Here is a 21,984-nt window from a genome sequence, read left to right on the forward strand (position 1 = left end):
GGCCGGACCAGGCCGGCGGCCGCCGCCGACGCGGATCTGTCGGACCCGTGGCCTACCGTCGGGCGGGAGACGGAGGACAGAAATGACCAACGACGCCGCGCCCGGCCCGATCACGATCGAGCAGATCCGCCGGGTACCGAAGGTTCTGCTGCACGACCACCTCGACGGCGGCCTACGCCCGGCCACGGTCGTCGAGCTGGCCGACGAGGGCGGCTACCGGGATCTGCCGACCACCGACGTGCACGAGCTGAGCACCTGGTTCCGCGGCGGCGCGCACAGCGGCTCGCTGGTCCGCTACCTGGAGACGTTCAGCCACACCGTCGCCGTGATGCAGACGGCGGAGGCGATCGCGCGGGTCGCGCGGGAGTGCGCGGAGGATCTCGCGGCCGACGGGGTCGTCTACGCCGAGGTACGGTTCGCCCCGGAGCTGCACGTCGAGCGCGGCCTGACGCTGGACGGGGTGGTCGAGGCCGTGCTCGACGGGTTCCGCGCGGGGTGCGCGGGCACGTCGCTGCGCATCCGCGGGCTGCTCACGGCCATGCGCCACCAGGCCCGCTCGCTGGAGATCGCGGAGCTCGCGGTCCGCTGGCGCGACGCCGGCGTGGTGGGCTTCGACATCGCCGGTGCCGAGGCGGGCAACCCGCCGACCCGGCATCTGGACGCCTTCCAGTACATCCAGCGGGCCAACGGCCACTTCACGATCCACGCGGGCGAGGCGTTCGGGCTGCCGTCGATCTGGGAGGCCGTCCAGTGGTGCAACGCCGACCGCCTCGGCCACGGCGTGCGCATCATGGACGACATCACGGTCGATCCGGATGGCAGGGCAACGCTCGGTGACCTCGCCAACTATGTGCGCGACGTGCGGGTGCCGCTGGAGATGTGTCCGACCTCGAACGTGCACACCGGCGCGGCGCCGAGCATCGAGCGTCACCCGATCGCCCTGCTGCGCGCACTCCACTTCCGCGTCACGGTGAACACCGACAACCGGCTGATGAGCGGGGTGTCCCTGGCCAGCGAGTTCGCCACCCTCGTCGACGTCCACGGTTACGGGTGGGCCGACATCCGCTGGCTGACGCTCAACGCGATGAAGTCGGCGTTCCTCCCGTTCGACGAGCGGCTCGATCTCATCAACAACGTCATCAAGCCGGGCTACGCCCCGTACGTCAAGGAGGAGCTGGCCCGATGAGCGCGACCACGGTGAACGAGAACGGCGCCCCAGCTCCCGTGGTGGCGACGGTGGGGGCCGGGGCCGTGGTGGGCGCGGACGGGCGGGCCCGCTGCCCGTGGGGCCTGTCCGCCCCGGAGTACGTCGAGTACCACGACGAGGAGTGGGGACGGCCCGTCCGCGACCCGGTGGCGCTGTTCGAGCGGGTGACGTTGGAGGCATTCCAGTCCGGGCTGTCCTGGCTGACGATCCTGCGCAAGCGGCCGGCGTTCCGCGCCGCCTTCGCCGGCTTCGACCCGGGGGCCGTCGCGGCGTTCGGTCCCGCTGACGTCGAGCGGCTGCTCGGCGACGCCGGCATCGTGCGCAACCGGCGCAAGATCGAGGCCACCGTCGTCAACGCCCGGGCCATGCTGGCGCTCGATCGTCCGCTGACCGACCTGATCTGGGCCCATCAGCCCGCACCCGGGCCTCGTCCGGCGACACTCGCGGAGGTTCCGGCGAAGACCGCGGCGTCGGTGGCACTGGCAAAGTCGCTGCGCGCGGCCGGGTTCGTTTTCATCGGTCCGACCACGGCCTATGCGCTCATGCAGGCCTGCGGCCTGGTCGACGACCATCTTGCCGACTGCTGGGTGCCCGCCGTGCCGGCGGCGTGAGGGCGCCGGCCGGCTCAGGCGGGGAAGTCGGCCAGCACCTGCGCCGACGCGGACAGGCCAAGCCGCGTCGCGCCGGCCTCGATCATGGCGATGGCCTGGTCGGCCGTCCTGATGCCGCCGGAGGCCTTGATGCCCAGGCGCCCGCCGACGGCCTCGGCCATCGCGCGCACGGCGCGCACGCTGGCTCCGCCGGCGGCGTGGAAGCCGGTCGAGGTCTTCACGAACTCGGCGCCGCCGGCCTCGGCCGCCCGGCAGGCGGAGATGATGTTCGCGTCGGGCAGCAGCGCCGTCTCGAGGATGACCTTGAGAATCACGTGCGGCGGCAGCGAGAGCCGGACCTCGGCTATCTCGGTCTCGATCGCCCGCCAGTTCTCGTCCATCGCGTTCGCGATGTCGATCACCATGTCGATCTCGGAGGCGCCATCCGCGAACGCCCGGCGGGCCTCCTCAGCCTTGATCACGGTAAGGTGATTGCCGTGCGGGAAGCCGATCACCGAGGCGACCGCGAAGGCAGGCTCGTCCTGGCTCTCCCGCCGGGCGCTCGCCGCGGCGAGGTACACATGGGTCGGGGCGACGCACACGGTTCCTACGCCGAGCCTCGCCGCCTCCGTGCACAGCGCCAGTACCTCCTCGCCCGTCGCCGCCGGCGCCAGCAGGGTGTGATCGATGATCCGGGCCACCTCCGCCCGGCGCAGCCCGCCGGCCGACGTCGGCGTGGCGCCGTCCGCGGGGCGCTTGGCGGAACGGTCGGGTCCGGCGGGAACGGATGTCATACCTTCCATCATTGCCGACCAGCCCCGGGTTAGAGGAGTCAGTCCATGCAGCTGCACGTCGTGGACCATCCCCTGGCCGTCTCGTCGCTCACCGTGCTGCGCGACGAGCGCACCCCCCGCTCCCGCTTCCGGCCAGTTCTGCACGATCTCGCCACGATGCTGGTCTACGAGGCGACCCGGACGTTGCCGATCACGCCGGTGACCGTCACGACACCGCTGGCGACGACCACCGGCGCGCGCCTCGCCGCCGAGCCGGTGGTCGCCCCCGTCCTGCGGGCCGGCCTGGGCATGCTGCCCGCCGCGCTCGGGCTTCTCCCCGAGGCGCACACCGCCTTCATCGGCCTGGCCCGGGACGAGTCCACCCACCGCCCGACCGTCTACCTCGAAGCGGTCCCCGCGGACCTCGCCAGCCGCCCGGTGCTGCTGCTCGACCCGATGCTCGCCACCGGCGGCTCTGTGCTGCACTGCCTGCGGCTGCTGCTCGGCCGGGGGGCGCGGGGAATCATCGTCGTCTCGATCGTCGCCGCCCCCGAGGGCCTCTCGGCGCTGGAAGCGGAGCTGCCGGCCGAGGCGGCGGCGGAGCTGACGGTGGTCACCGCGGCGGTCGACGAGCGACTCAACGACATCGCCTACATCGTTCCCGGCCTTGGCGATGCCGGCGACCGTCTCTACGGAGAGATGTGACCCGCCGGGGACAGCAGGTCGCGGACAGCGGCGGTGAGCTCGGTCAGCCGGCGCCCGGCCCGGTCGCGAGCCGCCGCGACCGCTGACCGGGCCCCGTCCGGAACTCCCTCGACCACCTCGAGGTAGACCTTCAGCTTCGGCTCGGTCCCGCTGGGCCGGAAGATCACCCGGTCGTCGTCGACGAAGAGCACGAGCACGTCGGAGGCGGGCAGCGGCTCGGCCGCACCGACCCTGCCAGCCGTCTCCCCGCGGAGCACGTCGCGCCGGCCCGTCACCGGCCGGCCCGCCAGGCGGTCCGGCGGCGCCGCGCGCAGCCGTCGCATCGCCGCCGTGCTCCCGGCGGCGTCGGCGAAGCGGGCGGAGTACCCGCCGGTGGCGTGCACGCCGATACGGGCCGCCACGTCGTCGAGGAGATCCGCCAGGGTCCGCCCGTCGCGTCGGGCCGCTGCCGCGATGAGGGCGACGGCCAGTGCGGCGGTGATGCCGTCCTTGTCCCGGACGAGCTCGGGGGCGAGGGCGTAGCCCAGGGCCTCCTCGTACCCGAACACCAGCCCCGGGTCCGCACGCATGATCCACTTGAAGCCGGTGAGCGTCTCCCGATGTGCGACACCGGCCTGGCGCGCCAGGGCCCGCAGGCCGCGGGAACTCACCAGCGAGGTCGCCACGGGGCCGGGCCGCCGCCGCAGAAGGTGGTCGGCGAGCAGCAGGCCGACCTCGTCGCCGGTCAGCAGCCGGCCGCCGACGGCGACCGCGCACCGGTCGGCGTCCGGGTCGGTGGCCAGCACGAGGTCCGCGCCGATGCGGGCACCGAGCGCCAGCACCCGGTCCATGGCACCCGGTTCCTCCGGATTCGGCCAACGCACGGTCGGGAAGTCGGGGTCCGGCGCGGCCTGCTCCGCCACGGGTGTCGGCGCGGCGAGCCCGGCGGCGGCGAACACCGCGTTCAGCACCCGCGTGCCCACTCCGTGCAGCGCGGTATAGGCGACGACGGGAGCGCCCGGCCGCGGGCCGGTCGAATCCGCCGGGCGACCCGTCCGGTCGGTCGTTGGCATCAGATCGGTCGTTGGCATCAGATCGGTCGTTGGCATCAGGTTGGACAGCGGCATCAGGTCGAGGACCGCTGCGGCGGCGGCATGCACGTAGTCCGTGACGATCTGATCGTCGAGGCGGCGCCAGGACTCGGCGAGCGGGATCGCGCTGGCGGGACCGACGGCGGCGATCCGCCGCTCGATGTCGGCATCCAGGGGGGCGACGAGCTGGGCGCCCCGGCCGGGATCCGGGTCATCGCCGCCGACGTACACCTTGTAGCCGTTGTCGCCGGCTGGATTGTGGCTCGCGGTGACCATCACCCCGGCGTCCGCCTGCAGCCGGCGTACGGCGAAGGCGAGCACCGGTGTCGGCAGCGGGGCCGGCAGCAGCAGCGCGCGCAGCCCGGCACCGGCGACCACCCGGGCCGTGTCCACCGCGAACGCCGCGCTGCGATGCCGCGCGTCGTAGCCGATGACCACGAGCGGAGCGCCGGTGGGTGGATCCGCGTCCGCCGGCAGCACCGGAACGCGGGCCTTGCGCGACCTCGCGCCGTCCGGCATTGCGCCGCCGTCCACCGTCGCGGAACGAAGCCAGCCGGCCAGACCCGCCGCGGCGCCCCGCACGACAGCGGTGTTCATCCCGCCGGGACCGGCGCGCAGCGGGCCGCGCAGACCGGCCGTGCCGAACAGCAGGGGGGCGCGAAAACGGTCTTCGAGGTCCGCGAGCGCGGCCGGGTCGTCAACGGCCGCCGCGCACAGTCGGGTCAGCTCGGACCGGTCCGCCGAGTCGGGATCGCCCGCGAGCCATTCCCGCACCCGGGCGGTGAGCGGACCGGGCAGCCCAGGCGGCAGGTCCGCCCGCACCACCGTCGCCGGTGTCGCTGGCCGGCCGCCGTCCGGCACGGCGGGGTCCATCAGAACCGCAGGACGATGTCGGCGAGGAGGCTTCCCATCCGCTGCGCGGCCGCGGCTCCCGCGGCCAGCACCTCCAGGTGATCGAGCGGCTGCCCGGTCATCCCGGCGGCGAGGTTGGTCACCAGGGAGATGCCCAGCACCTCCGCCCCGGCGGCGCGGGCGGCGATCGTCTCGTGCACCGTGGACATGCCGACGAGGTCGGCGCCGAGCACCCGTAGCATCCTGATCTCCGCCGGGGTCTCGAACTGCGGACCTGGTAGGCCCGCGTAGACCCCCTCGGCGAGGGATGGCTCGACCTCGCGGGCCAGCCGGCGCAGCCGAGGGGAGTAAGCCTCGGTCATGTCTGTGAACGCCGGCCCGACCAGCGGCGATCGTCCGGTGAGGTTGAGATGGTCCGCGATGAGCACCGGCTGGCCAACGGACAGGCCCTCGCGCAGCCCGCCGGCGGCGTTCGTCAGGACGACCCGTGTCGCTCCGGCGGCGCACGACAGCCGCACCGCGTGCACGACCCGGGACAGTTCGTGACCCTCGTACGCGTGCACCCGGCCGAGGAAGACGAGCAGCCGGCGGTTCCCGAGCCGCAGGGCGCGGACGGCCCCGTGGTGGCCCGGCACCTCCGTGCGGTCCGGGAAACCGCCGAGTCGGTCGAACGTGATCTCGACGGCCTCGTCCGCGCGCTCGGCCAGCACGTCGGCGGCTGGTCGCCAGCCTGAACCGAGCATGATCGCCACATCGTGCCGCTCGGCTCCGGTCAGTTCCGCGAGCCGGCCGGCCGAGGTCGCCGCGTCAGGTTGCTCCCCTTGCTCCCGCACGCGGCGACTGTACGGGGTGCCCGGGGGGAGACTGGCAGGTGTGCCCGTGTTGCCATCCCGCCGCCAGCTCCCGTCCGTTCCGTTGGAGACGGGTGAGTTCACCGAAGTCGTGCTGCGTGGCCGGCTCTCCGATCCGGCGGGCGTGGGTCGGCTCACGTCCAAGGTGGAGACGTTCGTCGGTCATCGGGTCGGCGCGTCCCGCTGGATCATGCTGACCGATCGGCGGCTGCTCGTCCTCGCCCCCTTCCCCCGCGAGGGCGACTGGTTCGACGTCGTGTTCGACCGGCGTGAGGTGAGCGCGACGCGGGGTGTGAAGCACGGCGACGTCATCACCGTGGAGCTGAGTACCCCGCGGGGCCGTCAGACCCTGCGCGTGCCGGCCCGGTTGCGCACGGAGGTTGCCCGGTTGATCCGTGCATTGCGCCGCTGAGGGTGGGCGCCCGGGTGGCCTGACCGGTCCGTCCCGGCGTGGCGGCCGATAAGGTCGGGACGGGATCCCGCGGCGGGCGTGACGATGTCGCCACCACACGGGCGAGTGTCGCCGCCAGACAGGCGAAACCCACGCCAGGCGGGCCGAACCGGACAGCGATGGGAACGACGGACCGATGACTACAACCCAGCCGGCCACCGGCGAGCTACCGACCCCGGGCGCAGGGGGCTCCCCGGCCGGGGGGCGGCGCACGGCGATGCGCACCCACCTGTGCGGTGACCTGCGGGCGGAACACGTCGGCGAGACCGTCTCGGTGTGCGGTTGGGTGGCGCACCGCCGCCAGCACGGGCAGGCGCTGTCCTTCGTCGACCTGCGGGACCACTCCGGGCTGGTGCAGGTCGTCGTCGATGGGTCCGTCGACGTCCGGTCCGAGTACGTGCTGCGTGTCACCGGCACGGTGGTCATCCGCCCGGCGGGCACCGCGAACCCGGCCCTGGCCACCGGCGAGATCGAACTGCGGGACTGCGCGGTCGAGATTCTGTCGACCGCGACCCCGCCGCCGTTCCCGCTCGACTCCCGTGCCGACGCGGTCGACGAGTCGACCCGGCTGGCCTACCGCTACCTCGACCTGCGCCGGGAACGGATGCAGCGCAACCTGCGCACCCGGTCGGCGGTGCTGCTGGCGATGCGCGCGGCGCTCGCCCCCCTCGACTTCGTCGAGGTGGAGACGCCGCTGCTGATGCCCTCGACGCCGGAGGGCGCACGGGAGTTCATCGTGCCGTCCCGGCAGTTCCCCGGCAGCTTCTACGCGCTGCCGCAGTCGCCGCAGCTGTTCAAGCAGTTGCTCATGGTCGGCGGGACGGACCGGTACTTCCAGTTCGCCCGGTGCCTGCGCGACGAGGACCTGCGTGCCGACCGGCAGTACGAGTTCACGCAGCTCGACCTTGAGATGAGCTTCGTCGACCAGGACGACGTGCTCGAGGTGGTGTCCGGCGCGGTGCTCGCGGCGGCGCGGGCGGTGACGAGCGAGCCGGTGCCGCCGATCGAACGGATCACCTGGCACGAGGCGATGAACCGGTTCGGCGTCGACAAGCCGGACCTGCGCTTCGGCATGGAGCTCGTCGAACTCACCGCGATCTTCGCTGGCAGCGGTTTCAAGGCGTTCGCGGGAGCGCCCACGATCAAGGGCATCCGGGTGCCGGGTGGCTCGGCGACCCACAACCGGCGCCGGCTCGACGACCTCACCGAGCGTGCCAAGTCGCTCGGGGCCAAGGGGCTCGTGTGGATGCGGGCCGGTGCGGGCGGTGAGCTGGAGTCGCCGGTGAAGAAGTTCCTCTCACCCGAGGAACTCGCCGGGATCGTCGCGGCCACCGAGGCCGTCGACGGTGACCTGCTTCTGCTGGTGGCCGACGAATGGGCGACCACCTGCGAGGTGCTCGGGCAGCTGCGCAATGATCTCGGCCGTCCGCCGGCGGCGCAGGGTCCGCTGCGGTTCGTCTGGGTCGTCGACTTCCCGCTGTTCGTTGGGGTCGACGCCGCCACCGGACGGCCGAAGCCCGGCCATCACCCCTTCACCCGGCCGCATCCCGACGACCTGGACAAAATGGAGTCGGATCCGCTCGCGGTGCGTAGCCGTGCCTACGACCTTGTTCTCAACGGCTGGGAACTCGGCTCGGGTTCGATCCGGATCCATGAAAGTGAGCTGCAGCAGCGGATATTCGGCCTGCTCGGGATTACCCCCGAAGCGGCGAACGCCCGGTTCGGCTTCTTTCTCACCCCGTTCGGCTATGGCGCGCCGCCGCATGGTGGCTTCGCGGTCGGCATCGACCGGCTCGTCGCCATTCTGGCCGGCGAGGAGAACATTCGTGAGGTCATCGCGTTCCCGAAGACGCAGTCCGGACTTGATCCGCTGACAGGTGCGCCGACACCGGTGACAGACCGTCAGCTCCGGGAACTCGGGGTTCGAGTGATCGCCGAGGCTCCGACCTCGGCCTCCTGACTGCTCCGGGCGCGCCCTCGGCGCGTCCACGGAGTTCGTCAGCGCTGCGGGTACCAGGTGAATAGCGACGGACAAACGGGGGTACTGACCTCCTGCTGTCCGTGAGCCAGCGGCCCGATGACGGCGGTTCGACGCCGGCATCGGTCCCGATCCTAGGAGCCCGAGTGCAGATTCCCTTCTCGTCATCGACGACATCCAGTCTCGGAATCGAGTGGGAACTGCAGCTGGTCGACCTCCGGACGCGGCAGCTGCGGGGCGATGGCAGCTTGATCCTCAAGGAGCTGCAGGCGAAGGTCGGCGAGCGGGAAGCCGCGAAGGCCAAACACGAGCTCTTCGAGTCGACCATCGAGGTCATAACAGGTGTCTGCGGCTCGGTGGGGGAGGCGACCGCCGATCTCGCCGGCACCGTCTCGCTCGTCCGGGACCTCGCGGAGCGTCGCGGCATCGGGCTCATGTGCAGCGGCACCCATCCCATCAGCGACTATAATCACCAGCAGATCACCGAGGACAGTCGTTACTCCCGGCTGGTCAGCCAGATGCAGTGGCTGGCCCGGCGGCTGCTTATTTTCGGGGTGCATGTCCACGTCGGGGTTCGTTCAGCCGACAAGGCAATGCCCATCGTCAATGCGCTGATGGCCTACATACCCCATTTCCTGGCATTGTCGGCTTCATCGCCTTATTGGCTCGGCGCCGAGACCGGCCTGGCATCGTCGCGATCCCAGGTCTTCGCGAGCCTGCCGACTGCCGGGCTGCCCTATCCGCTGGAAGACTGGCCCGGCTTCGAATCCTTCATGGAAACCCTCGTGACCTCCGGCACGATCGAAACGATCAGGGAGGTCTGGTGGGACATTCGGCCGCATCCCAACTTCGGCACGGTGGAACTGCGGATCTGTGACGGATTGCCCACCCTGATGGAGGTCGGCGCCGTCGCCGCTCTCGCTCAGTGCCTCGTCGACCGGATGAACACGCAGATCGACCGGGGTTATCGCCTGCCGAAACCGCAGCGGTGGCTGGTACAGGAGAACAAGTGGCGGGCGGCTCGCTACGGGCTGGACGCACAGATCATGGTCGATGGGCGCGGCGCGGTGCGACCGCTACGGGACGATCTGGTGGATCTAGTGGAGGACCTCCACCCGGTTGCTCGGCGGCTCGGTTGCGCGCAGGAGTTGTCCGACGTGCTCGTCATCCTGGAGACCGGGGCGAGCTACGCCCGCCAGCGGGCTGTCGCGCAGCGGGCTGATGGAGATCTTCTGCAGGTGGTCGATACTCTCCTGGCCGAGATGAACTCCGGCTGTCCGGCCGTTGAGCAGTAACTTTCACCGGAGGAACGTTCCGAAAATCGTTGCGCGCCGCCCGAGGTGATCGTCGGTTCGGGTGCCGCCTGTGGGGGAGGAGCCTGGCCGGCAGATGGAGGCGAACGAGACCGCCGCGGTTGCCGGCTGGTTGACCGACCACGAGGCCGAGCTGATCGCGCTGCGTCGCGACCTGCACGCTCATCCCGAACTCGGCCGCCAGGAGCGCCGCACCGCGAGCACGATCGAGGCGAGACTGCGCGCCGCCGGCCTTTCGCCCCGGTTGCTCCCGGACGTGCCCGGGATGTGGTGCGACATCGGCGCCGGGCCGGACGGGAATCCGCTGGGGCCGGTGATCGTGGTGCGGGCCGACATGGACGCCCTGCCACTGGCGGACGTCAAGGACGTGTCCTACCGTTCCACCGTTCCCGGTGTCGCGCACGCCTGTGGCCACGATGTGCACACCGTGGTGGCGCTCGGTGCCGGGCTTGCACTTGCCGAGCACGCCCGGTCCCATCCCCTGCCGGGGACCGTCCGCCTCGTGTTCCAGCCGGCCGAGGAACTCATGCCGGGTGGCGCCTTGGACGTCATCGACGCCGGCGTGCTGAAGCCGGTGTCCGCGGCGATCGCCGTGCACTGCGATCCGGCTCTCGACGTCGGCACCATCGGCCTGCGTACGGGCCCGATCACCTCCGCCGCCGACGCGATAGAGATCACGATAGCCGGCCCTGGCGGCCACACGTCCCGGCCGCAGAACACGGTGGACCTGATCTACGCCATGGTCCGGCTGGCCGCGGATCTGCCCGCCGCGCTGGGTCGGCTGGTCGATCCGCGTTCCGCGCTGTCGCTGGTGTGGGGACAGGTGCAGGCCGGCACTGTGGCCAACGCCATTCCGCGCACCGGACAGCTACGGGGCACCCTTCGCACGTTCTCCCGGGAGACCTGGGACTTGATCCCGGGGCTCGTGACCAGGCTCGCCGAGCAGCTCGTCGCGCCCTACGGTGCTCAGATCGTCGTCGACTACCGCCGGGGTGTGCCGCCTGTGGTCAACAACGGAGAGGTCGTGGACGCCTTCCGCAGCGCCGTCGACAGCGCGTTAGGGCACGGTGCGGCGACCACTGTTGCCCAGTCCCTGGGCGGCGAGGACTTCGGCTGGTACCTCAACCACGTACCCGGCGGACTCGCGCGGCTCGGCACCCGCGAGCCTGGTGGCGTGACGCACGATCTTCACCAGGGCACCTTCGACGTGGACGAACGGGCGATTGGCGTAGGGGTGCGCCTGCTCGCCGGTGCTGCCCTTGAACTGTTGCGTCGTCCGCCAGCAGCCCCCTGACCATGGCCGCTGCTGGCGGTCGAAGCCAGGGCAGGTACCTGGCGCGGACTCCCGGAGCCGGTGGAGCCGGTGGGATCGGCATGGCGTGACAGGAGCGGCTACGCGGTGGGCCGTGAACGAAGCTCCTCGATGTAGTCCGCCGGAGCACCGGCCTTCTCCGCCGAATCAGCGATCATCTCGAGGTACCAACGGGACGGCAGCCCGCCCTCGTACGAGTTGAGGATGTATGTCCAGGCCAGGGCCTCGCCGTCGAGGGTCGACACCCGGACCCGGATGCGGGTGTAGAGGCCAGTGTCGGCACCCTCCCAGATGTCCAGACGTTCGAGGTCGTAGCGGTCAAGATCGTAGAGAAGCGCGTAGGCGTGGGCGCCCGGCGACTCGACGATGGTGGCAAGAGCTCCGTCCCAGCCGACGTTCTCGCCACCGAAGGTCAGCCGCCAGCCGTTGATCCAACCAGTGCCGGTGACAGGTGAATGGGGGGTCCGCTCCTTCATCTGCGCCGGGTCCAGATTGCCGGCGTACGCCGCGTACAAGGTCATCGTGGTCTCTCGGGGTGACGGTGCGTGGCTATGACAGCGCGTTCCTGGTCGACAATTGGAGAGGGGTGACGCGTATTACATCCCACCTGCTACCTCCGTAGGCGATCCTACGGACCTCTCCGCACCGGGAGGAGAGCAGACTTCGGTGCGGGGGAAGATAAAAGGAGGAGATATCAGATCGGGAGGACACGTGACGCGCATCGTCATTCTCGGCGGCGGACCAGGCGGGTACGAGGCGGCCCTCGTCGCCGCGTCGCTGGGCGCCACAGTCACGGTCATCGACTCGGACGGGGTGGGTGGCGCATGCGTACTAACGGACTGTGTCCCCTCCAAGACGTTGATCGCGACGTCCGAGACGATGACAAATCTCGCACTTGCCCCGGGTCTGGGGATTCGGCCGCACGGCTTCGGAGCGCATGGCGAGGCAGCGCTGCCCGCCGTGGCTTGGGGGATGTCCGGCGGCCCGGAGGCTGACGGCCATGCGCTCACGCCGCCCGAGGTCGTCAGCGTCGATCCGGAGAAGGTGTACGAACGTGTCCGGGAGCTGGCCAAGGCACAGTCTCTGGACATCGAGCTTCGCTTGGAGCGGGAGAAAGTCGAGGTCGTCCACGGCCTAGGGCGCCTCGTCGGCCCGCATGCGGTCGAGGTCAGTACAGGCGAGACCTTCGTCGGAGATGTGATTCTCATCGCGACGGGGGCCATGCCCCGGAATCTCGCCTCGGCCGAGCCGGATGGTGAGCGCATCCTCACATGGCGTCATCTTTACGATCTTAAGGATATTCCGGAACACCTGGTCGTCGTCGGTTCTGGGGTGACTGGAGCCGAGTTCGCGAGTGCCTATCGCGCCCTGGGCGCCGAGGTCACGCTCGTGTCGTCCCGGGAGCGAGTCCTGCCCGGGGAGGACCCGGACGCCGCCCGGGTCATCGAGGATGTGTTTGTCCGCCGTGGGATTGAGGTTCTCAACCGCTCGCGCGCGGCCTCCGTTCGCCGGATCGGCGACGGAGTGATCGTCGAGCTCACCGATGGCCGGACGGTCACAGGTAGCCACGCTCTGATGGCAGTTGGCTCCGTGCCACGGACGACGGGGCTCGGACTGACCGATGTGGGAATCCGCCTGCGGCCAGGTGGACACGTGAATGTCGACCGAATGTCTCGGACCTCGGTCCCAGGGGTCTACGCGGCGGGGGACTGCACCGGAGTTCTGCCGTTGGCCTCGGTCGCGGCGATGCAGGGTCGCATCGCCATGTGGCACGCCCTTGGCGAGGCGGTCAGTCCGCTGCGTCTGGGCACGGTGTCCTCCAACATCTTCACCGAGCCGGAGATCGCAACGGTTGGCGTCACGCAGGTAATGAAAGACACCGGAGCGGTGGCGGCTGAAGTGACGACCGTGCCGCTCTCTCGTAACCCCCGGGCCAAGATGATGGGTATTGAAGACGGTTTCGTGAAGCTGTTCTGCCGGCCCGGTAGTGGGAGCGTTCTTGGCGGAGTGGTCGTAGCTCCGCGGGCTTCTGAGCTCATCCTTTCGGTGGCGCTGGCTGTCGAACACGGCCTCACGGTCGATCAGATCGCGCATACCTTCTCCGTGTATCCGTCGCTGTCCGGCTCGATAACCGAGGCAGCTCGAGTGCTGCGGCCACGGGACTTCTTCGCTGGTTTCGACAGTCCAGTCTGAGTCGTTGAGCACCGGTCCTCACTGCTGGGCAGTCGAAGCGGGCATGCATGCCTGCAGGCATTGATCCCCGATGGTGCTCTTCGTCGCCTGCGCTTCCGATGCGCGAGTGGTGCCTGGCATGAGAGTAGGCCAGGTTCAGCGTCAGATCCATACAATGAGCCGGCGAAGGCGACGCCGGAAAGCGGCTACCAAACGGCGGGTGGAGATGCGGACCGAGATCGACGGGATGGGTAGGCTCGCCGCCCTGCTGCCGGCAGATCGAATGGTAATGGTGTTCCGTTGAATCGATCTCCTGGCCAGACAGCCGGCCGGCGCCGGCGACGAGCGGGATCTAGACCAACGTAGGGCGGACGTTCTTTTTCGACCTATTGATGGGGAGTAACCATGAGGGCGTGCGACTGAAATTCAGGTGATCGTTCCGGTGGACTGCTTGCTCGGTATTTCTGAGAGCCCTGATGAGACTCCTGGCTACGGACCGATCCCGGCGGGGATTGCCCGCGAGATGGCGGAGGACAGTGCGACAGACCCTCAGCGGCCTGCGATCTCGACCACACCAGGCCACGTCGAGAGGGCGGTGAGACCGGTGAGGCCAACCTTGGGCCGCAATGTCGGCGGCATCATCGCCTCAGGCACTTCGTGGAGCAGCGCCTTGCTGGCTGACCGCTGTAGGTTCGGGCCTCTACCACTATTCGACGCCATCGTCATCGTTCTGCGGGAAGACAGGCGGGAATCCGTGCTGCTCTAGACGGCGATTCCGGAAGTAGCCGCTGGTAGCAAAACCCAGTCCCACCCCTGAGATCAGTAGAAAGGCGACAGTTAGGGCACGTATCTCTATTTCGCCTGGCATCAACGTGAAGACAAGGGCAAAAGGAAGGGTAAGGATGAATGGGCGAGCGGCCTGGCGTGTCCGCCAGCCCGGTCCCGTCAGATCGCGCAAAGTCCATGCGCTGTAGCTCGGCGGGAGTGTCCCGCCGAGCAGGTAGTGCACGCGACCCGTCAGCGGGGGGCGTGGGAACTTCGCTGACGGGTCGCTTACCCGCACATCCTGGTCACTCACCGTGGGACCCTCTTCGCCGGCGTTCATACCCGCAGCTTACGAAGAGGCCGGGTGGTGAGACCTACTCGACGGTGGCCGGGCCGCGTCAGTCCTTGATCTCGCAGAGGACAGCGCCACTGGTGACCACAGCGCCGACGGCGGCCGACAGGTCGGTGACCTTGCCATCTCGGTGCGCGTTGATCGGTTGCTCCATCTTCATCGCCTCAAGAACGATGATGAGATCGCCGGCCGAGACGGTTTCTCCTTCGCTGACTGCCACCTTCACGATGGTGCCCTGCATGGGGCTCGTCAGGGCATCGCCGGTCACCTTCGCGGCAGCGGCGCCGCGGGCCCGCCGCTTGGGCGTCGCGCCCTTGGTGGTCGCCGCCGCTGAGGCACCGAAACCTGCCGGGAGTACCACTTCGAGGCGCTTTCCACCAACCTCCACGACGACGGCTTCCCTCGCCGCGGAGGTGACATCCGCATCGGTGCCGCCGACGAACGCCGGAATGGTGTTGTCGAACTCGGTTTCGATCCAGCGGTTGTGGATGCGGAACGGCTCTGCGGTGTCGTCAGGAGCGAAAGCGGGATCCCGGACCACGGCGCGATGGAAGGGCAGGGCGGTCGCCATGCCGTCGACGACCATCTCGTCGAGTGCGCGCCGTGCACGCTCCAGAGCCTCCTGGCGGGTGGCGCCGGTGACGATGAGCTTGGCTAGCAACGAGTCGAAAGCACCACCAATGACGCTGCCGCTCTCGATCCCGGTGTCGAGGCGGACTCCGGGCCCTGCGGGCGCGACGAACGTCGTCACTGTCCCAGGCGCCGGCAGGAAGTTGCGTCCTGGGTCCTCGCCGTTGATCCGGAACTCGATGGAGTGGCCGCGGGGGGCGGGATCGGTGAAGGTCAGCGCCTCGCCCTCGGCGATCCGGAACTGGGCGCGGACCAGGTCCACCCCAGAGACCTCCTCGGTGACCGGGTGCTCCACCTGGAGGCGGGTGTTTACCTCAAGAAAGGAGATCATGCCATCTCGAGCCACGAGGAACTCGACGGTGCCAGCCCCTACATAGCCTGCCTGCTTGCAGATGGCCTTGGATGCCTCGTACAGCGAGGTCAGCTGCGCCTCCGACAGGAAGGGGGCGGGAGCTTCCTCGACGAGCTTCTGATAGCGCCGCTGCAGGGAACAGTCGCGGGTACCGACGACGACGACGTTGCCCTGGGTGTCCGCGAGGACCTGAGTCTCAACATGCCGTGGCTGGTCGAGGTAGCGCTCGACGAAGCACTCGCCACGGCCGAAGGCGGCCACCGCCTCGCGAACCGCACTGTCGAACAGCTCGGGAAGTTCTTCCATCGTCCAGGCGACTTTGAGGCCTCGACCGCCACCACCGAACGCCGCCTTGATGGCGACGGGCAGTCCGTACTGCTCGGCGAAGGCGATGACCTCGTCCACGCCGGCAACGGGGTCGGCGGTGCCGGGAGCAAGGGGCGCGCCGACGGCGAGTGCGATGTGGCGGGCCGCGGTCTTGTCACCAAGACGGCGAATGGCCTCCGGCGGCGGCCCGATCCACGTGAGACCGGCCCCGATCACAGCCTCGGCAAATTCGGCGTTCTCGGAGAGAAAGCCGTAGCCGGGGTGAACCGCGTCGGCGCCGGACGACTTGCACGCGTCGAGAATCTTGTCGATGCGCAGATACGAGTCGCCGGGAGTCGTCCCGCCCAGGGCGAACGCCTCGTCCGCCACTCGCACGTGCAGCGCGTCGATGTCTGGCTCGGCGTACACGGCAACACTGGTGTAACCCGCATCGCGGCAGGCCCGGGCCACCCGAACCGCAATCTCGCCGCGGTTAGCAATGAGGATCTTACGCACGTTGCTCCCGTCCTCGTCCGGCCTGCCTGGGGTTAGGCGAGTCGGGCCGCACAGCTCGCTCTCGTTGAACTCTGACGTGATGTCGCCGGTACTTCACCGTCGCACTTCCGTTCGGTCACCAGCCGGCCCGGGTGCGGATACCCGGGCTCAGTCCGGAGCGGCGCCACGAGCCCGCCCCGATGTGCAGTGGGCTGCGAAGTGCCTGCGCAGGATCAGCCCAGGTGGAGCGAACGGGACGGGACGGAGCCTCCGCCGGGGCCGACCGGGCCGCGAGCAGTGCCACCACCGCGGCGATCTCCTCGGGAGTGGCGTTGCCACGGATCAGCCGTAGATGCGGCGCGCCGCTCGGCGCGCCTTCGTCCCTGGCCACGGTCGTCTCCTTGCTTGATGCCTGCCCGGCTCGGTGCTCACCTCGGCGTAGCACCGTCGTCCCTTGGTCGGACACTGCCACTACAGCGGGATGTTGCCGTGCTTCTTCGGCGGCAGGGACTCACGCTTGGTCCGCAGCAGGCGCAGCGCACGGATGATCTCGCGGCGGGTGTCGGAGGGGTTGATCACCGCGTCGAGGTAGCCGCGCTCCGCCGCGATGTAAGGCGTCGCGAAGTGGTCGTTGTAGTCCTGGATCAGCTCGGCGCGGCGGGTCTCCGGTGATTCGGACTTGGCGAGGTCCCGGCGGTAGATGATGTTGACCGCGCCTCGTGCTCCCATGACGGCGATCTCGGCGGTGGGCCAGGCGAGGTTGATGTCGGCCCGCAGGTGCTTGGAGCCCATCACGTCGTAGGCGCCGCCATAGGCCTTCCGCGTGATGACGGTGACCTTGGGGACGGTCGCCTCCGCGTAGGCGTAGATCAGCTTCGCGCCGCGCCGGATGATGCCGTTCCACTCCTGGGAGGTGCCGGGCAGGAAGCCGGGCACGTCGACCAGGGTCAACACGGGGATGTTGAAGGCGTCGCAGGTCCGGACGAAGCGAGCGGCCTTCTCGCTGGCGTCGATGTCGAGTGTCCCGGCGAACTGCATCGGCTGGTTGGCGACGATCCCGACCGACGCGCCGTCGATCCGGCCGAATCCCACGATCAGGTTGCGGGCGAACTGGGCGTGCACCTCGAGGAAGTCGCCCTCGTCCAGTAGCCGCTCGATGATCTGATGCATGTCGTACGGCGTGTTGGGTGAGTCGGGGATGAAGGTGTCCAGCTCGGGGTCGACCTCGGCGTCCAGATCGTCCACGCCGTCGTACACCGGCGCTGGGTCGAGGTTGTTGGACGGCAGGTACGAGAGCAGGGCGCGGGCGAGTTCGAGGCATTCGGCCTCGTCGGCAGCCTGGAAGTGAGCGACGCCGCTGCGGGAGTTGTGGGTCGCCGCGCCGCCCAGCTCCTCCATCCCGACGTCCTCGCCGGTGACTTCCTTGATGACGTCGGGACCGGTGATGAACATGTGGCTGGTCTGGTCGACCATCAGCGTGAAGTCGGTGATTGCCGGGGAGTACACGGCGCCGCCGGCACACGGGCCCATGATCAGTGAGAGCTGGGGAACCACCCCCGAGGCCATGACGTTCCGATAGAAGATCTCGCCGTAGAGGCCGAGCGAGACGACGCCTTCCTGGATTCGCGCGCCGCCGGAGTCGTTGATGCCGACGACCGGGCTGCCGGTCTTCATCGCCAGATCCATGATCTTGACGATCTTCTCGCCGAAGACCTCGCCGAGGCTGCCGCCGAAGACCGTGAAGTCCTGGCTGAACACGCAGACCTGGCGGCCGTCGACGGTGCCGTAGCCGGTCACGACACCGTCGCCGTACGGCCGGTTGGCCTGGACGCCGAAGTCGTGTGCCCGGTGGCGGGCGAAGGCATCGGTCTCGACGAACGAGCCCGGGTCGAGGAACGCCTCAATCCGCTCGCGCGCGGTCATCTTGCCCTTGGCGTGCTGAGCGTCCACGGCCCGCTGCGATCCGGCGTTAACAGCCTCGTCGTTCACGCGTCGCAGGTGAGCCAGTCGCCCTGCGGTCGTGTGCGGGTCGTGAGCAGAATCCTCAGCGGGCGCAGAGAGAGCCATAGGCCGCAGCGTACGGCCCCCGCGCGCCCACGCGCTCGGCTCATGTGGAGTTGATCTCATCCAATGTGAGGAATCTATGGTCCCGCAACGGCTCGCGGTATCGCAGGTCACACAGTCAGCGATACCTCGCGCCCGATCAGGCACCCGAGTCGTCTGGTTCGGTGGTGAGTTGATCACTCTGCGTCCCCAACGCCTGAGGGTGATGATGGGGACCCGGAAGTGAGAGGTGTCTGGTTCGTCGTCGGGCGACCGGGCGGCGACGAGGTAGCGACGGCGCCTGTGACGATGGCTGCGCGGTCGCTCGACTAGCGGCGCCGACGGTGATGGGTTCTGGCAGGCTGGCACCATGACGTCACCGTCGGGGACATCGTCCGCCGGAACGCCCGCCCTCCCGCCGGAACCTTCTGACAGACGCGGTCCGTTCGACGCCGCGCGGCTGACGGCGCTCGCGTCGGCTGCCGGTCTCGATGTCGCGGTGGTCTCCGAGATCGACTCCACGAATGCCGCCCTCGCGCGAGCAGCGCGGGCAGTGGTGACGGAGCCCGGCGTCGCCGAGATCTCCCGCCGGTGGCACGCGGGCGGAGCCAACGGGGCGACTCCCCGGGGCCAGGTGCTCGTCGCGGAGCGGCAGTCCGCCGGGCGTGGTCGGCTTGACCGCTCGTGGCTGTCCCGGCCGGGCGCCGGGCTGACGGCGTCGCTGCTGCTTCGGCCGTCGCTCGAAACGGCGCGGCTCGGATGGTTGCCGATGGTGGTGGGTACTTCGCTGGCGACCACGGTGCAGTCGTTCGCGGGCCTGCCCGCGGTGCTCAAGTGGCCCAACGACGTCCTGGTCGACGGCGCGAAGCTGGCCGGCATCCTGACCGAGCTGGTCCCGGCACCGGTACCGGCATCGGTGGTCGTCGGCTTTGGGCTCAATGTGCTCGCGGAGCCGGATGAGCTGCCGGAACGTTCGACGAGCCTGCTCCAGCTCGGCGCCCCGCCCGTCGCGCTGGACCGGACCGGCCTGCTTGGGCGGATCCTCGGCGATCTGGTCACGGCGCTGGCCGCCTGGGAGGCGGATCCCGGCCAGGCCCGGGCCGCCTACCTGGCACGGTGCGCGACGGTGGGCCGGCAGGTGCGCCTGATGCTGCCCGGCGGGACGGCCGAGACCGGGACGGCGACGGATGTTGATCATGAAGGCCGCCTGATCGTCGACGGCCGCGCCTACAGCGCCGCCGACGTGGTCCACCTCCGCTGACCCGGTGGGTTCGGGGGACCCCGGCGTGGCCGGTCGGTGTCAGGTGCGACGATCGTCACTGTGGCATTTCCCGATGACATCCTCACCCGGGACGAAGAGGTCGTCCTGCACCTGCATCCGCACTGGGTGAGCCTGATCGTCCCCGCGCTGTGGACGGTGGCGGCCATGCTCTTCGCGGTTTTCGGTGTCTTCTTCGCTCCAGGCGGCTTCGTGCAGAAGCCCATCCAGTACCTCGTGCTCCTCGTCGCCCTCGGCGCCATCGCCTACCTCGGCGTCCTGCCGTGGCTGCGCCAGCTGACCACCCACTACGTCGTCACCAGCCAACGGCTGGTGATCCGCGAAGGGCTTGTGACGCGGGTCGGCCGGGACATCCCGCTGGCCTGGCTGGGCGCAGCGACCATCCAGCAGAGCCTGTTCGAGCGGGCGGTCGGATCGGGCCGTCTGGTCATCGAGACGACCGGCCGGGGGCGGGTCGTGCTGTCCTGCGTACCGCACATCGAGCGGGTGCAGGAAAACCTCGCCGAGCTCGCGGCGCCTTACCAGGCGCGCGGCCGTACCGACTACCCGAACGGCGACTACTGACGGGGCCGGGCCGTTCAGGTCACACCGGGTCGAAGTCGCGCCACCAGGCCAACAGGCGGGCGGCGTCGGAGTCCTCGGTCGTGAAGCCCAGAAGCTCGTCGTCGACGGTCCACGTGACAGCGAATCGCCCCGGCGCCGCTTCGCACAGGAAGGTGCCGCGCCGCCGCGAGCTGTGCGTCCAGCGTTCGACGCTGCTCTGCCCCCGCCCGCAGTCCCCGGTGTCGGCGAGCGCCGCCGATCGACGGCCGACGTCGGCTCGCAGCGCCGCGGCGTCGGCGTATCTGACGATGGAAATCCGGGCGGGAGCCCCTGCAACACCCGAGCCTGGTGCGCAGCGTAGTGAGGCAGTCACGCTTTCGTCGCGCGCCCCGGGCTGGCAGTCCGTAACGGCGAACGGGCGCAGGACGGCCAGCAGACCGGCGTCGGCCGCGTCGAGCGTCGCGGTGGCGGTCGGAAGTACGGACGGGCCCGAAGAGTCGCGGGCGGGCCTGGACGCGGCGGGACCAGGACTCGCCCTGCCGTTCGATTCCGACCCGCCGGTCAGGGTGAGACCGGTCGCGACCGCCGCACCAAGCACGACGAGCACCGCGACGGTGGCGAGCAGGACGGTCCGCCGCCGTCCCGGGCGCCCGCGTCGTTGCCGCGAGCCGCCGCCGTCATCGGTAGCGGGATCCGGCGCGCCCGGGGCTGACTCCTGCTCCCGCGGCGGGTCTACGCCGGGTTCCTCCATCGAGACCAGCCTCCCCGCGTGAGGTTGTCAGTGCCGCACCGGATCGAACGTGTGCCACCAGGTGTTGAGCTGCGTCGCATCGGCGTCGTCCGTCGAGAAGGCGACGAGCTTGTCGTCGTAGGCCCAGAACTCGTAGAACCGCTTGGCGAAGAAGTAACAGAGCCGGTCGCCGCCGGCCTTGTCCGCTCCGGACGTCCACCGCTCAGTGCTCTGCTGCCCGTCGTCGCAGTTGCCCTCGTCGACGTAGAACGCCTCCCGGGCGCCGATCTGCCGGTCGACCGCCGAGCGGTTCGGGAAGCCGAACGCCGTCACGCTCCGCCCGGAGGGCGCCTTGCAGATCAGGGTGGCGTCCGCGTAGGCGCTGTCGCTGTGGGGCGGCGCGGAGCAGTCGGTCAACGCGGTCGGGTTCAACAGCGCCCGCAGGCGATCCTGCGGGTTCCCGGCCGCAGCCGCGATCGCGGTGCCGGAGCCGGCAGCGGCCGGAGTCGGCCCGGCGGGGCTGGCGGCCTTGGTGTCACCACCGGCAGCGAAGGCAAGAACGCCGAAGACGACGATCAGCGTCACGGCCAGCGCGCCGCCCGCGGCCAGCAGGCGCCTGTCGATGAGGACCTTGTGCCGGTTGGCCGCCGGTCGGCGGCGATCCGCGGGTGCGGGTGCGGGTGCGGGTCCGCCGCGCGGACTCGGCGTGGGCTCCGGCGGCAGACCTGGCAGGAGGCCCGGCAGGGACGCGGCGTCGTCTCCGCCCGGCTTGCCTGATCCGTACCCGGCCGGCGCACGGCCGAGTGCGTCCAGCGCCGGCACCTCGGGTAGTGGGAGTCCGCCGGTGCTCGTCGGTGGGCGATGCACGTCCGCCGGCACGGGCCGCGGCGACGTCATCGGGCGGCCAGCACGACCCGCGCGCCGACGACGGTGACGGCCAGCGATCCGGCGAGGATCGCCTGGACCTGGTAGACGGCCAGGGACCGCAGCGCCACGAGGGACGCGAGCCAGGCCAGCGCGTCGCCGCCGAGACCGGCCAGGTACAGCGGATGGCGCAGCGCCCGCAGCGTGTCCGTCGCGCGGCGTGCACCTTCGGCCTGCGCGATCGAGGAGGCGCCGTAGCCGAGAGCGGCGACCAGCGCGAACACCAGCGCGACGACGTGCCCGGTGCGTCCGGTAGAACTCGACGTCCGCGGTGGCCTGCCCGCCCAGCCG

At 70.0% G+C, this 21,984-nt stretch carries 20 protein-coding genes and 1 pseudogene; 10 read left to right on the forward strand and 11 right to left on the reverse strand.

Annotated elements, in window-relative coordinates; translation table 11 throughout:
• Positions 1 to 82 precede the first annotated feature (82 nt).
• Positions 83 to 1,186: an adenosine deaminase gene (locus tag MXD58_RS03555; protein ID WP_248838432.1), complete on the forward strand. Its 1,104-nt coding sequence runs from the start codon at positions 83 to 85 to the stop codon at positions 1,184 to 1,186.
• The gene (locus MXD58_RS03560) at positions 1,183 to 1,818 is read left to right on the forward strand and encodes a DNA-3-methyladenine glycosylase I (protein WP_248838431.1); all 636 of its coding nucleotides are present in this window, start codon (positions 1,183 to 1,185) and stop codon (positions 1,816 to 1,818) included. The genes MXD58_RS03555 and MXD58_RS03560 overlap by 4 nt, the downstream gene beginning before the upstream one ends.
• Positions 1,819 to 1,832: 14 nt before the next feature.
• Here the strand turns inward: MXD58_RS03560 and deoC are convergent, their stop codons facing one another.
• The gene (deoC, locus tag MXD58_RS03565) at positions 1,833 to 2,600 is read right to left on the reverse strand and encodes a deoxyribose-phosphate aldolase (protein ID WP_248838430.1); all 768 of its coding nucleotides are present in this window, start codon (positions 2,598 to 2,600) and stop codon (positions 1,833 to 1,835) included.
• 36 nt (positions 2,601 to 2,636) lie between these two features.
• On the opposite strand from deoC, the gene upp reads away from it, so the two are divergent.
• On the forward strand, positions 2,637 to 3,275 hold the full coding sequence (gene upp, locus MXD58_RS03570) for a uracil phosphoribosyltransferase (protein ID WP_248838429.1): 639 nt from the start codon (positions 2,637 to 2,639) through the stop codon (positions 3,273 to 3,275).
• On the opposite strand, the gene MXD58_RS03575 is transcribed toward upp, so the two are convergent.
• Both MXD58_RS03575 and MXD58_RS03580 read right to left on the reverse strand, forming a co-directional pair.
• A complete protein-coding gene (locus MXD58_RS03575; protein ID WP_248838428.1) occupies positions 3,260 to 5,218 on the reverse strand; it encodes a phospho-sugar mutase in 1,959 nt (652 codons plus the stop codon). The two genes, upp and MXD58_RS03575, sit on opposite strands and share 16 nt — an antisense overlap.
• Positions 5,218 to 6,030, reverse strand: coding sequence for a purine-nucleoside phosphorylase (locus MXD58_RS03580; RefSeq protein ID WP_248838427.1), 813 nt, complete (start codon positions 6,028 to 6,030; stop codon positions 5,218 to 5,220). Before MXD58_RS03580 ends, MXD58_RS03575 begins: the two co-directional genes overlap by 1 nt.
• A 40-nt stretch (positions 6,031 to 6,070) precedes the next feature.
• Between MXD58_RS03580 and MXD58_RS03585 the strand changes: the two genes are divergently transcribed.
• The 4 genes from MXD58_RS03585 to MXD58_RS03600 all read left to right on the forward strand — a co-directional run bounded on the left by MXD58_RS03585 (position 6,071) and on the right by MXD58_RS03600 (position 11,084).
• Positions 6,071 to 6,460: a hypothetical protein gene (locus MXD58_RS03585; RefSeq protein ID WP_248838426.1), complete on the forward strand. Its 390-nt coding sequence runs from the start codon at positions 6,071 to 6,073 to the stop codon at positions 6,458 to 6,460.
• Positions 6,461 to 6,635: 175 nt separating this feature from the next.
• The gene (gene aspS / locus MXD58_RS03590) at positions 6,636 to 8,459 is read left to right on the forward strand and encodes an aspartate--tRNA ligase (protein WP_248838425.1); all 1,824 of its coding nucleotides are present in this window, start codon (positions 6,636 to 6,638) and stop codon (positions 8,457 to 8,459) included.
• A 164-nt stretch (positions 8,460 to 8,623) separates the two neighbouring features.
• Complete coding sequence (locus tag MXD58_RS03595; protein WP_248838424.1) at positions 8,624 to 9,772, forward strand: glutamate--cysteine ligase; 1,149 nt, start codon at positions 8,624 to 8,626, stop codon at positions 9,770 to 9,772.
• Between the two features lie 94 nt (positions 9,773 to 9,866).
• Positions 9,867 to 11,084, forward strand: coding sequence for an amidohydrolase (locus MXD58_RS03600; RefSeq protein WP_248838423.1), 1,218 nt, complete (start codon positions 9,867 to 9,869; stop codon positions 11,082 to 11,084).
• 98 nt (positions 11,085 to 11,182) lie between these two features.
• Here MXD58_RS03600 and MXD58_RS03605 read toward each other — a convergent pair whose 3' ends face one another.
• Entirely contained in the window at positions 11,183 to 11,623 is a 441-nt protein-coding gene (locus MXD58_RS03605) for a gamma-glutamylcyclotransferase family protein (protein ID WP_248838422.1), read from the reverse strand.
• A gap of 190 nt (positions 11,624 to 11,813) precedes the next feature.
• Between MXD58_RS03605 and MXD58_RS03610 the strand changes: the two genes are divergently transcribed.
• Entirely contained in the window at positions 11,814 to 13,295 is a 1,482-nt protein-coding gene (locus MXD58_RS03610; protein ID WP_248838421.1) for an NAD(P)H-quinone dehydrogenase, read from the forward strand.
• A 685-nt stretch (positions 13,296 to 13,980) separates the two neighbouring features.
• Here the strand turns inward: MXD58_RS03610 and MXD58_RS03615 are convergent.
• The 4 genes from MXD58_RS03615 to MXD58_RS03630 form a co-directional block, all read right to left on the reverse strand.
• Complete coding sequence (locus MXD58_RS03615; protein WP_248838420.1) at positions 13,981 to 14,379, reverse strand: DUF5313 family protein; 399 nt, start codon at positions 14,377 to 14,379, stop codon at positions 13,981 to 13,983.
• Positions 14,380 to 14,437: 58 nt separating this feature from the next.
• Entirely contained in the window at positions 14,438 to 16,195 is a 1,758-nt protein-coding gene (locus MXD58_RS03620) for an acetyl/propionyl/methylcrotonyl-CoA carboxylase subunit alpha (protein ID WP_248838419.1), read from the reverse strand.
• Positions 16,196 to 16,310: 115 nt separating this feature from the next.
• A complete protein-coding gene (locus MXD58_RS03625; RefSeq protein WP_248838418.1) occupies positions 16,311 to 16,565 on the reverse strand; it encodes an acyl-CoA carboxylase subunit epsilon in 255 nt (84 codons plus the stop codon).
• Between the two features lie 80 nt (positions 16,566 to 16,645).
• A complete protein-coding gene (locus tag MXD58_RS03630; protein WP_284677813.1) occupies positions 16,646 to 18,241 on the reverse strand; it encodes an acyl-CoA carboxylase subunit beta in 1,596 nt (531 codons plus the stop codon).
• Between the two features lie 346 nt (positions 18,242 to 18,587).
• Between MXD58_RS03630 and MXD58_RS03635 the strand changes: the two genes are divergently transcribed.
• Positions 18,588 to 19,478, forward strand: coding sequence for a biotin--[acetyl-CoA-carboxylase] ligase (locus MXD58_RS03635; RefSeq protein WP_248838416.1), 891 nt, complete (start codon positions 18,588 to 18,590; stop codon positions 19,476 to 19,478).
• A 60-nt stretch (positions 19,479 to 19,538) separates the two neighbouring features.
• Positions 19,539 to 20,060, forward strand: a complete 522-nt coding sequence (locus MXD58_RS03640; protein ID WP_248838415.1) for a PH domain-containing protein — start codon at positions 19,539 to 19,541, stop codon at positions 20,058 to 20,060.
• Positions 20,061 to 20,079: 19 nt separating this feature from the next.
• Here MXD58_RS03640 and MXD58_RS03645 read toward each other — a convergent pair whose 3' ends face one another.
• The 3 genes and pseudogenes from MXD58_RS03645 to MXD58_RS03655 form a co-directional block, all read right to left on the reverse strand.
• Positions 20,080 to 20,790: a hypothetical protein gene (locus MXD58_RS03645; protein WP_248838414.1), complete on the reverse strand. Its 711-nt coding sequence runs from the start codon at positions 20,788 to 20,790 to the stop codon at positions 20,080 to 20,082.
• Positions 20,791 to 20,817: 27 nt separating this feature from the next.
• A complete protein-coding gene (locus MXD58_RS03650; RefSeq protein WP_248838413.1) occupies positions 20,818 to 21,666 on the reverse strand; it encodes a hypothetical protein in 849 nt (282 codons plus the stop codon).
• A pseudogene (locus MXD58_RS03655) lies at positions 21,663 to 21,984 on the reverse strand (hypothetical protein); the annotation flags it as partial. The gene MXD58_RS03650 and the pseudogene MXD58_RS03655, both read right to left, overlap by 4 nt.

Source organism: Frankia sp. AgKG'84/4 (assembly GCF_023242965.2).
Taxonomy (GTDB): Bacteria; Actinomycetota; Actinomycetes; order Frankiales; family Frankiaceae; genus Frankia.